This window comes from Croceitalea vernalis, assembly GCF_031846405.1.
GTDB lineage: Bacteria > Bacteroidota > Bacteroidia > Flavobacteriales > Flavobacteriaceae > Croceitalea > Croceitalea vernalis.
On record NZ_JAVRHU010000006.1, the window covers coordinates 1 to 12,210 of the forward strand.

General features: G+C 34.6%; 8 protein-coding genes. 2 read left to right on the forward strand and 6 right to left on the reverse strand.

Features of this window, described 5'->3' with window-relative positions:
• Window positions 1-5,472, reverse strand: a 5,472-nt coding sequence (locus RM520_RS14465) for a Calx-beta domain-containing protein (RefSeq protein ID WP_311388477.1), incomplete at its 3' end; no start/stop codon positions are given.
• Window positions 5,473-5,874: 402 nt separating this feature from the next.
• Between RM520_RS14465 and RM520_RS14470 the strand changes: the two genes are divergently transcribed.
• Window positions 5,875-6,423 (forward strand): ClpP family protease, encoded by a 549-nt coding sequence (locus tag RM520_RS14470; protein WP_311386406.1) that lies wholly within the window; start codon window positions 5,875-5,877, stop codon window positions 6,421-6,423.
• 142 nt (window positions 6,424-6,565) lie between these two features.
• Here the strand turns inward: RM520_RS14470 and RM520_RS14475 are convergent, their stop codons facing one another.
• The 3 genes from RM520_RS14475 to RM520_RS14485 are packed head-to-tail and all read right to left on the reverse strand — an operon-like array spanning window position 6,566 to window position 9,519.
• Entirely contained in the window at window positions 6,566-8,098 is a 1,533-nt protein-coding gene (locus RM520_RS14475) for a cryptochrome/photolyase family protein (RefSeq protein ID WP_311388478.1), read from the reverse strand.
• Between the two features lie 3 nt (window positions 8,099-8,101).
• A complete protein-coding gene (locus RM520_RS14480) occupies window positions 8,102-9,382 on the reverse strand; it encodes a DASH family cryptochrome (RefSeq protein WP_311388479.1) in 1,281 nt (426 codons plus the stop codon).
• 2 nt (window positions 9,383-9,384) lie between these two features.
• Window positions 9,385-9,519: a DUF2256 domain-containing protein gene (locus tag RM520_RS14485; RefSeq protein ID WP_311388480.1), complete on the reverse strand. Its 135-nt coding sequence runs from the start codon at window positions 9,517-9,519 to the stop codon at window positions 9,385-9,387.
• Between the two features lie 119 nt (window positions 9,520-9,638).
• Between RM520_RS14485 and RM520_RS14490 the strand changes: the two genes are divergently transcribed.
• Window positions 9,639-10,985 carry an FAD-dependent oxidoreductase gene (locus RM520_RS14490; protein ID WP_311388481.1) on the forward strand — a complete coding sequence of 449 codons (1,347 nt, stop codon included), beginning with the start codon at window positions 9,639-9,641 and terminating at the stop codon, window positions 10,983-10,985.
• Window positions 10,986-10,990: 5 nt separating this feature from the next.
• Here RM520_RS14490 and RM520_RS14495 read toward each other — a convergent pair whose 3' ends face one another.
• A complete protein-coding gene (locus RM520_RS14495) occupies window positions 10,991-11,359 on the reverse strand; it encodes a DUF4174 domain-containing protein (protein ID WP_311386411.1) in 369 nt (122 codons plus the stop codon).
• 69 nt (window positions 11,360-11,428) lie between these two features.
• Window positions 11,429-12,208, reverse strand: coding sequence for a zinc ribbon domain-containing protein (locus RM520_RS14500; RefSeq protein WP_311386412.1), 780 nt, complete (start codon window positions 12,206-12,208; stop codon window positions 11,429-11,431).
• Window positions 12,209-12,210: the final 2 nt, after the last annotated feature.

The following is a 12,210-nucleotide window of genomic DNA, read 5'->3' on the forward strand; positions in this document are numbered from 1 at the left end:
AGTATAATCTGTACCAGCAATAGCAGTACCTGTACCTAGGTCATTGATATCAACCACGATGTCAGCCCCTGTATTGTTTACAGTTGACATAGTAGCTGTAAATATGATATCGTTTCCTTCCACAGCAGTGTTAGCAGAAAGGTCTACTGTAATTCCCGCTCCATCGTTATCAATAATATTTCCAATACCATTTGCATCAACCATAGATACTAGGGCATTGGAGATATTAGATAGTGTAATGAATAAGTTTTCATTATTCTCTAAAATAGTATCATCAGTAATCGATATAGGTACATTAACAGTTTCATTTAAAGTACCTGAAAAATTCAAAGTACCTGACATTGATGGAACCGTAAAATCTTGGTTTCTGATTGCGGATCCATTTGAAATGGTATAGTTTACGGTGTATGCCTCTGATACAGCAACATTTGAACTTACAACGAAATTCGCTGTACCGATAGATTCATTTTCACTAAAGTCGGCAACTGAAATCCCATTAGAAGAATTACTATCATCATCATTAATAGTAAAGGTTCTATTTGGAGATAAAATTCCAATCGTTGGATCACTAATATTATCTAAAACTTGTATTATAGTTTCATTAGGTTCAATGATGGCATCTTCAAGTACAGTTATTGGAATTGAAAGAATAGTGCCAGCTGGAGAATTAGCAGGAAAAGTAAATGTAGTATTTACGTTTGCGACATAGTCAGCACCAACAGTCGCTGTTCCACCTAATCCGGTATTTTCATTACCAAAGGTTTCAAAATCAACGGTAAAAGAATGTTCAACCGGTGCGTTTAGTTCTACTTCTAAATTGTAGACTAAATCATTTTCAAACACGACTACAAATCGGTTAAATATACTAGCAGAATCATTGTCAATTATAGTGCCAGTAGCTACAGGGTCATTAATAGTAATTAAGGTCGTAGATAAGCCACTTAAATTCAGATTAAACGATTGTGTAAGTTCATGGATATTATCATCTGTAATAGGAACAACTATATCAAACGACTCATTATCATTTCCTAAAAAGGTTAAGGTGTTACTTGTGTTGGTGTAATCGTTTGCATCTGCCCCAGTATCAGCTAAAGCAGTATCATTAGAAGTAGCATAATTAACAGTAAAACCACCTGGTACATTTCCAGTTAGTCTAACAGTAAAAGTTGCTGTACCGTCAGCTTCATTGACAACTACATTTGTGTTGTCAAAAGAAAGCCCATTTCCTGAACCACCATCATTATCTATTATTTCACCCGTACCTTCATTATCAGTAATATTTACCGTTCCACCAGAGGCATAAGAGATTTCAACTTCGTGTCGTTCTGTAGGTTCAATAAGATTATCATCAACTGCTGCGACATTAAAGGAAACGCTGGTATCATTAGCTGGAAGTATTACAGTACTTGGACCGCTGTAATCTGCATCGGTTGTACTAATATTTGTGTAACCAATATTGAATACCACATTTTGGCTAATAGCAGCTGAAGAAGTAATAGTAAATACATTATTTGTTCCTTCAACTGTTGAAGAGTCATTAATTGTAATCTCAGGCGTGATGCTAAGGGTAGCAGTTCTATCTAAAGCAAAACAATTGTTGTTTAAATGAGTTACAAGAACAGTATATGTATTATTGTCAAGTCCTGAAGTATTTGAAATGGTAAGTGTCGATGTATTCACACCGGAATATACACCTCCATTAGATAGGTTTGTGCCGTTTTCTTGCCATTGGTATCGTAATTGTCCAGAGCTGTCCGACCCACTTCCGTAATCAGGAGTTCCCCCGGAATAATTGGTAGTATTTATCGCATCTAAATCAATTGAAAAGCTTACCGAACCGCCATTATTTACCATTTGATCAATAGGTGCTGTATTCAAGGTTACTTGTGTAGCAATAGTTTCGTTACCAGTTACCCCTGTATAACCACCTTGACCAGTTACTACACCATCTGAATCAACGGATAGTGGTGAGTTTCCTAAATAATTATCACCATCACCATCAGTATGACCAGCTTCAATGGCATCAACACAATTGTCATTATCCGAATCGGGGTCAATACTGTTTAAGAGTCCATCATAATCGGCATCTGCATAGTTATAATTTATAGCCCCTTCGTTATCGGAAACCGTATTCGGTATTCCATCAGCATCTACACCTCCTGAAAGTCTGCCATTTACATGAGTTTGACTGTGACCAGCTTCTACTGCATCATAAATACCATCATTGTCAGAATCTAAATCTAAACGATCAGGGATACCATCATTATCACTATCCTTATCGACGCAGGTTTCTACGTTAAAAGTTAAGTTTCCTCCATTATCACCATACATATCGTCAGTAAAGACAATATAGACATCACCGCTGTTAATTGGTTCAAAACCTAATCGTCCTTGTTCAGTAAATATTTTGGATATAAATTGGTCAGTTAAAGGGTCATATTGACCATTTCCATTCACATCAATCATTGCAACAAAAGTCCATCTTCTAGGATATTGTGGGGCTAGAATATTGGCAAATCCAATATTTACATTTGGGCCATTAGTTCTTTTAGTATTTGTAGGAAAATCATAAGAATTGCCATCTAAATCTGTGTATCGATTAGTATCAAATTGATTTACTGTGACTGTTAGCCCATCATTAGGACCGCCGGTAACTGTTCTGGTACCTAAATCACTTCCATTAGAGATTAAACTATATCTATTGCCGGCTATTACTGTTGCTCCGGTTGCTTGCCACTGCTGTTGAAAGGAGTCAAACTGTGATGAAGGGTTAGAGCCTAAAGTACAGGAATTTTCGTCTAAGTCAAGAATACCATCATTATCATCATCTAAATCACAAACATCTGCAATGCCATCTCCATCTGTATCAACATTACCAGAACTAATAGGATCACAAGGATTATTTACTGTAAGTGTAGCCGTTCGGGTTTCATTAGTACAATTATTATCTAAATGTGTTACAATAACAGTATAAGTATTTCCATCTAATCCGGTGGCATCTATAATTGTTAATCGTGATGTTTGGGTACCATTATAGTTTCCACCTTCAGACAAATTGACACCATTTTCTTGCCATTGGTATCGCAGTTGTCCAGAACTATCCGACCCACTTCCATAATTAGGATTACCTGATGAGAAAGAAGTTGTATTTAGAGCTATAGCATCAATCTCAAATACCGCAGGATTTCCGGCAATTGTAGTTAGATTGGAAGGAGAAGTATTAATCGTTACTTGTGTAGCAATAGTTTCGTTACCAGTTACCCCTGTATAACCATCTTGACCAGTTACTACACCATTTGAATCAACGGTTAATGGTGAATTTCCTAAATAATTATCACCATCACCATCAGTATGGCCTGCTTCAATAGCATCGGCACAGCCATCAGCATCTGAATCACCTTCGAGATGGTTTGGTATACCATCGCTGTCAGTATCTAAATCTTGACAACCAGAAAAGCGAACAGTAAAATCATCATAAACTGAATACGCTACCGTACCATCATTCGTTTGGTTGTAGGCATATAATCGAATTGCATAGGTCGTATTTTCTTCAAGATAGTAAGTAGTTCCTGTTGGAAGCAAATCAAAGAATTCAGAAATACCATTTGAAGGATAATGTATTTGTACATCAGTATTCAATACATGCGAGGTCGCAAAGTTATCTGATGAAATGGCAATAGCAGCATCATAAGAATTTCCTACCGTAAAACCATCAGAATTTCTATACCAGTTAATACCTAAACGTTCAATTACCTGACCAGAAATATCAGAACCAGTTGTAAAACTTACCTGGATATATTCATTATTAGCTAAGGCTTCTTCATAAGTGTAAGCATCCAGACTAGTTATTTGCAATTCTGAACCTGGTGATGTGCTGTTAAGTCCTGCACCTGTAGCAATGTCGCCTGTACTTGTTAATAACCAATTAGTAATTGCGGGGTTTTGAACAAAATCGACTGATCTAACACCAATTGGGCTATTAAGGCCCCATTGTATGTAATCATCATCAATACATTCTTGTGATTCATTAGAATCTAATATACCATCATTATCATCATCCAAATCCATTGGGTCCGGAATATCATCATCCTCTGAATCAGGGGCCACATAAATAAGAACAGTTGCAGTTGCTGTGTTACCATCTGCATCAGTTATTTCATAAGTAAAAGCATCAGTTCCTTCAAAACCACCATTGGGTGTATATTGAAAGTAATCGTCTAAAGGATTCCCTGGTGTACCATTATTGTTAAGAGTTACCGTTCCATTTGGCGGGTTGGTATTATCCGTTATTGCATTTCCTGCTTGCGGTCCAGAACTACCAAAAATATCATTTAAAAGTATATTAAGATCATTGTTATTGGAGCCTTCCTCAACCACATAACTATCTGCTAAGGCATCTGGTCCAATACCGATACAAACCGTTGCTGTATCGCAAACGGCTTGGTTAGGTGCTGGTAAACAAACTTGATACTCAAAACTATCCGTACCAGAATACCCAGGGTTAGGTTGATAGTTAAACGTTCCATCTGAATCCAGGGTTAATGTACCATTAGAAGTTCCTGAAACTAAAGAATATGTGCTACCTGCTGGTACATTATCATTAGCACTAGAATCTCCATTGCCATCTCTATCCAATTTAATATCAATGCATTCGTCTTGTGCATAGGCCTGCATAATAAAGAACTTTCCATCTCCATTATCATCACTTGCTGCGTAATATTTGATTTGAGTTATTATAGAACCAACTGGCGCCAATTCAGATAACTCGTATAGAGCTATGGCAATTACTTGATTATTTTCATGATTTCGTCCACTGCTCCAGTAATCGCTATTAGGACGAGGTTCATCTTGAGGACCAACTCCAGAAAGGTTTCCTTGATTGCGAACAAAGGTTTGACCAAGTTGTTGTTCAGCGCCACCGCCATTAGGAATACCCCATACTTGAATATAAATACAGTTATTACCTCCACGTTCGGTTACGGCTAAAACACCATCAGGGTTTGATGGTATACCAGGAGAATATGATATCGTTTGAATTTGAGAATCTGTTGTTGCTACCTGACTGTAGTCTTCACAAAAGTCGTCTCCATTTCCATTGGATTCGAAATAGTGATTCAGGTTTATATCTTGATAAGCGCTTAGTGCTCCAGTAGCCCAGTTCGGATCATTACTGCTTCCAATAATTTCCGTTCCATTTTGCATAATGTTATTATTGCCATGCCCTCCTGGACCAAGTCTAGTCATGACATAGTTTGAAGGTACCGCGAATGATGAATAGGAAGTACCATTAATATCAATTGATTCAAGCGTAGCAGGGTCACTTACATTGGTTTGAGTGTCCGCCCAATTGAATGTAGCGCCAGTTCTAATGGAATTGGCTTGTCCGTAACTATTAGTTCCTGATAGTAGGACACTAAGAAAAATGGTGAAAAGGAAAAAATTCTTTAATGTAGAAGTATTTGTACGCTTCATAGGTCAAGGTTTTGAAATTTTTTAAATCTCTACTTCACCTATGTTCTCTGAAGATTTAGGTTCTAAAATATTCAGATAATGCAGGTTAAGCTTTGATTTTGGGTTGAATCGATTTGGGATCAATTTCGCTGCAAATGTATTCCCAATCCTTGAAAACCCTCAAATTTCACGTTGTCGGTATAGTTATTTTCGTTTAATTACTATTAAAAAATAAAAACGAGCGTTTTTTAACATTATTGGTAAATTGTTGTGAAACAAGGCCTTTTGTATGTCAATAGCATGATTTTTTTTATTTGTAGGAAATCACTTGATTCTTTTGTAGCTTTTAATTAGAGCGAAAATTCTATTCCATCAAAACATAAATTATTTGATTAATTTTGTGGTTTATCACAAAAACAAAAAATGAGTTCGAAAAAAGGAAAAGTACAAGAGGCCATTCAAGAAAAATTACTAGAAGAACGTAAAGTTTTTTTGTGGGGAATGGTAGATGATAATTCTGCCAAACATGTAATTGACAGATTGTTGTTTCTTGATTTACAGAATGATAAAGAAATTCAATTAATTATAAATAGCCCAGGTGGTTATGTGACTTCTGGTTTCGCTATTTATGATACCATAAAACAGATAAAAAGTCCGGTTTCAACGGTCTGTTCTGGTTTGGCAGCCTCAATGGGATCTATTCTACTTTCTGTTGGAGAAAAGGGGAGGCGTTTTATACAACCTCACGCTCGAGTGATGATTCATCAACCTAGTGGTGGTGCGCAAGGTCAGGCTTCGAATATAGAAATTCAAGCAAAAGAAATTATAAAAACCAAAGAGTTGGGTGCCAAAATTTTAGCAGATAATTGTGGGCAAGATTTTGATAAGGTTATGAAAGACTTTGATCGTGATTATTGGATGGGTGCCGAAGAATCTTTAGCATATGGTATTGTTGATGGAATAATGCAATAAATACGCAGAAATTTAATTATAAAGAAAAGTCCTTCACAATCCATTGTGAAGGACTTTTTATATATAGACGCTCTCGCGGAATAGTTTATATACCTACGTTTGAAACGAATGTTTTGGATTTTAAATCCTCGTTAATATTCTCTTAAAAATTATCTGGATTAGTTATCACTTCTTGTGCTCTTTGCTTTAAAGCTGCCAATTCTTCTTTGTCTTTTTTATTTAGAAGATTTAACATCATTGACATGCGCTGATTGTTTTGAAAATATTCTTTTTTCTGGTCTAAAAAATTCCAATACAAGGCATTAAATGGACAAGCATCTTCTCCAACCTTTTTAGAATGTTTATAATGGCAGTTTTTACAATAATCGCCCATTTTATTAATGTAATTGGCACTACTTACATAAGGTTTTGTAGCAACAATACCGCCATCAGCAAATTGACTCATACCTCTGGTGTTTGTAATTTCTACCCACTCGATAGCGTCAATATAAACACCTAAATACCAATAATCTACTGCATCAGGGTGTATTTGGGTTAACAAGGCATAATTACCAATAATCATTAAACGCTGAATATGATGAGCATAGGCATCATCTAGGCTTTGATTTATTGACTTTTGCAAACAGTTCATTTTGGTTTTTCCTGTCCAAAAGAAATCAGGTAGGGGATTATGGTTTTTTAGCTTATTTAAAGTTTTGTAGTTAGGCATTTCTTTCCAATAAATGCCTCGCATATATTCTCGCCAACCTAAAATTTGACGAACAAATCCTTCTACTTGTGAAATATTGATATCAACTGTATGTTCGTAATAGTAAGAAAGAACATGTTTAATAACTTCTTTTGGAGAAATCATTTTGATGTTCATTGCAAAAGACAACCTAGAATGGAATAGGTATTTTTGTTCCGTATGCATTGCATCTTGATAATCACCAAAATGAATTAAAAGATGCTCGCAAAAATATGCCAAAAGCTCTTTGCATTCGCTTTTTGTGCTTGGCCATTGAAAGTTATTAACTTCAATATTTCCAAAAAAATTGACACCTGATTTTTCAATTTCATTGGTGATAATTGTAACATCTTTTTTAAAATTAAGTGCAGAAGGAATATTTGGCGTTCCTTTCCATTTTTTTCGATTACTATGGTCAAAATTCCATTTACCACCATCTGGTTGACCATTGACCATCATAATGTCGTGCTTTTTACGCATCATTCGGTAGAAACTCTCCATAATCAACTGCTTCTTTCCTTTGAAAAATTGACTGAGTTCATCTCTCGAAGAATAAAAATGTTCCGTGTCAAAATATTCAACAGGAATTTCTAATACATCACAAAGTTTTTTAAGTTCTTGATCCAATCGAAATTCATCAGGTTGCAGATATTCAAATTTTTCAATACCCTTTTCCTTTACAATTGAAAAAATTAGGCTTTCGAGCTTATGAGAGTTGTGGCTATCATTTATTTTAAAATAAATAAACTCATGACCGTTCTTTTCTTGTTCTGAACAGAAGCTACGCATTGCATTAAAAAAACCAACAATTTTTTGAATATGATGTTTTACATAGTCAGTCTCTTGGCGCATTTCAGCCATTAAATAGATTATCTCACTATCAACTGTATTGAACCAAGAATGATCACTATTTAGTTGGTCTCCTAGAATTAGCCTAAGTGTTTTCATTATTTATTGCCACAATTTTTGATATTTTCCATTCTTGTCATAAATATCCGCCTGTCGTCTTATATTAAATTTTCTATCCCTTGGGTCATTACCAACCCCACTTAGATACATCCAATTGCACCAATTACTGTGTACATCATAATCAATTAGCATACTTTCAAAGTAAGCAGCACCAATTCGCCAGTCTTGCTCTAACTCTTTTGCCCAATAGCTTGCCACATTTTGTCGACCACGATTACTCATCCAACCAGTTGCTGCCAGTTCCTTCATATTAGCATTAATAAAGGGTTCATTCGTGTTACCAGAAATCCATTGCTGCAATATTCTTGATGACGTTCCCCAATCATATTTTCTTTCTAAAATACCCCCTAGGTGGAAAATTTTATCCTTGTGTTTTAAGCTTATGTATTTAAAAAAATCGCGCCAAATCAATTCAAAAATTAGCCAATATGTATCCTGATTTTTAATAATTTTATGTTCAAATTCTTTAACAGTCTTATAAATAGTTCTTGGCGAAATACAACCATTGGCCAACCAAGCGGATAATTTAGAACTGTAGTCTAACCCAATTAGGCCATTGCGAGTTTGTTTGTATGATGCTAGGCTCTTAGATTTCCAGAAATACGTCTCTATTCTTTCTATAGCTTTATCTTCACCACCTTTAAAAGGGAAAGCACTCCTTGAATCAACTCGAAAGTCTTGAAACCCCAATTCTTTTAAAGAGGGTAATTTAGTCTTTTGTTTTAATAAGTTACTTGCTGGTTTTTTATCTGGTTTTTCTAGAACTAGTCTAACCTTACCATATTTTTCAACCTTCTTTCTGAAAAAGGTAAAAACATCGGGTATTTCGTTAAAATTTTCAAAGGGAACGTCTTCAGGGTGATATAAAAATTGGTCACAAGTTTCAATAAATTGAACTGTGGGATTACTATTTTTTTTGGTTTTAGCAAGTGTGTCATTTTCATCTCTTGTCCATTCCGTTTGAAGATATACGGTATCTATTTCGTATTGTTCAATAACCTGAGGAATAGTAATTTCTGGTTTATCGTGAAATATAAGTAAGGTAATGTTGAGCTTTCGTAAAGCTTCTTTTAAGTGTAGTAATGATTCTATTAAAAATTGAACTCGAAACGCACTAGTCTTTCTAAATCCAAAATCACCTTTTTCAAAATCAATAGGGTTAAAACAAAAAATTGCAATGGTGCTATCATGGGAACATGCGTTTGTAAGCCCATGATTATCAGATACTCGTAAATTGTTTTTAAACCAGATTAAACTTTTCAAAGCTATTTATTTTTTTGGCATTTCTTGCTACAATATTTAACCTGTTCCCAGTTCTTTTCCCATTTTTTTCGCCAAGAAAATGGCCTTTTGCAGATTAAGCAAATTTTCTGAGGTAGATATATTTTTTGATGAGACATATTTTGTTTAACAAAAATATAAATAAATTAAACAAAAAGTAATCACAATACTTTATTTAGAATTATTCAAAAGATATTACCTTTAATAGTTAATATTTTTGTTGCTACTTTAATTATTTATGAAACAAACACCTAAAAAAATTGCGATAATCGGTTCGGGCCTTGTTGGTTCTTTACTTGCTATATACCTTAGAAGACGGGGTCATGATGTTACCGTTTTTGATAGAAGACCAGATATAAGAACAATTGAGTTTTCAGGAAGGTCAATTAATTTAGCAATGAGTAATCGAGGCTGGAAATCATTACAAGGTGTAGGTATTGAAGATGTTATAAAAAAAATAGCTATACCCTTAGATAAAAGGGCTATGCATGTAATTGATACACCAGTTTATTTTCAAAAATATGGCAAAGATAATGAGGCTATTTGGTCAATTTCAAGAGGTATTCTAAATAGAAAAATGATTGATTTGGCTGAGGAGGCAGGTGTTGATTTCAAGTTCAATGAAAAAGTGTGGGATGTAAACCTACCTGAAGCAAAAATTTATACTGGTGAAAGTGAGAAAAGCGAATGGGCTGAATATCAGTTTGATTTAGTTTTTGGTTGTGACGGTGCTTTTTCAAGAGTAAGGCATAAGATGCAACGTCGAAGTAGATTTGATTATTCTCAAGACTTTATTGATGTTGGATATAAAGAATTGACGATACCCCCGAATGAAGATGGTACGCACAAGCTTGATAAAAATTCTTTTCATATATGGCCTAGAGGTAAGTTTATGCTAATTGCCATGCCGAATCTTGATGGCAGTTTTACTTGTACTTTATTTATGCCCTTTGATGGAGAAGTTTCTTTTGAAAAGATTACCACTAAGAAAGAGGCCAAAGTTTTTTTCAAGACATATTTTCCAAATGTTCAAAAAGAAATTGAAAACCTTATAGAGGATTTTTTCAAGAACCCTACAAGTGCAATGGTTACTATGAAGTGCTATCCTTGGACCTATTGGGATAAAGTGGCATTGGTTGGTGATTCTGCACATGCAATTGTACCTTTTTATGGACAAGGGATGAATGCCGGTTTTGAAGATATTTATAAACTAAATGAATTAATCTCAATTCATGGCGATGATTGGGAAGCTATTTTTTCTGCTTATCAATTAGAAAGAAAACCCAATGCTGACGCCATAGCTGAATTAAGTTATCGAAATTTTATTGAGATGAGCAGTAAAACTGCTGACCCAATATTTTTACTTCAAAAGAAGATTGAAAAATACTTTGCTGAAAAGCATCCTGATAAATGGTTGCCTGTTTATAGTCGAGTCACTTTTTCAGATAAACCATATACAGAAGCATTGCAAATAGGTGATGAGCAAGAAAAAATCATGAAAGAAATCATGAAAATTAAGGATATTGAACAAGTCTGGAATTCAAAAGAAGTCGAGAAAAAAATCTTGAACCTTTTAAATTATTAAAAATGCTACTTGTTTTTTAATTCTGCTCTACGCATAGGCATTCCATCAATTAAACTGAATAATGAACCAGGTTGAACTACATATGGTTTTTTGAGTTTAATACCGCCATCTTTTCCAATAAGTATTAGGCCTACGAATTTGGGATTTAAATTTAATTCTTTCCGAATTCCATGATTGGAATGAAGCACTTTTATTTGTCTTTCATCGAGTTCATTTTGAAGGCTAGTAAGAAGCTTCAATTGTTCTTTTATTACTGAATCATTTTTATCACCAACAAGAATAACTAATCGATTTTTCCATTGATAATTTTTTAAATTTTGACTGGAACAATTGCTACAAATCACAATAAATAAAATGACCGCAAATTTTCTCATGGTTAAAGATATAAAACAAAAAACCATCCAGAGATTGGATGGTTTTTAAAATTATAAGTGTATCAAAAGCTATAATTTCTTAAATAGCTTTTTCATTTTTTCTTGCTCTTCTTCGGCCAAAGTAGGGTCTACCAAGATTCGACCACTATGCTCATCAGTAATTATTTTTTTTCTTGAAGCAATTTCAACCTGAACCTGAGGTGGAATCGTAAAGAAAGAACCACCAGAAGCACCTCTTTCAATAGGTACTACGGCCAAACCATTCTTTACATTATGACGAATGCGCTTATAAGCCTTAACCAAGCGTTCATCAATTTTACTCTCAAACTGTTCTGATTTTTTTAATAAAGCTGTTTCTTCTTTTTCAGTTTCAGCGAGAATAGCATCAAGTTCTCCCTTTTTATGCTTTAAGTGAGATTCACGCTCTGATAAATTTTCTTTTGTGCCAGAAATGACCTCTTTCTTCTGTTCAATTTGAACTTTAAACTCCTTAATGTTTTTCTCAGCTAATTGAATTTCTAATTCCTGAAACTCGACTTCTTTAGTTAACGAGTTAAATTCTCTACTGTTACGAACATTCTTTTGTTGCTCAGCATATTTCTTGATCAAAACTTTAGATTCTTCAATCAAGTTCTTCTTCGCAGTGATTTCAAAATTTATGGTCTCAACATCAGATTTTAATTTATCCATTCTAGTCTTAAGACCAAGAACTTCGTCTTCTAAATCTGCAACTTCTAAAGGTAATTCTCCTCGAACATTCCTTATTTCATCTACCCTAGAGTCAATTAACTGTAAATCATACAGTGCTCGTAATTTCTCTTCTACAGTTATTTCTGTTTTTGTAGCCATAT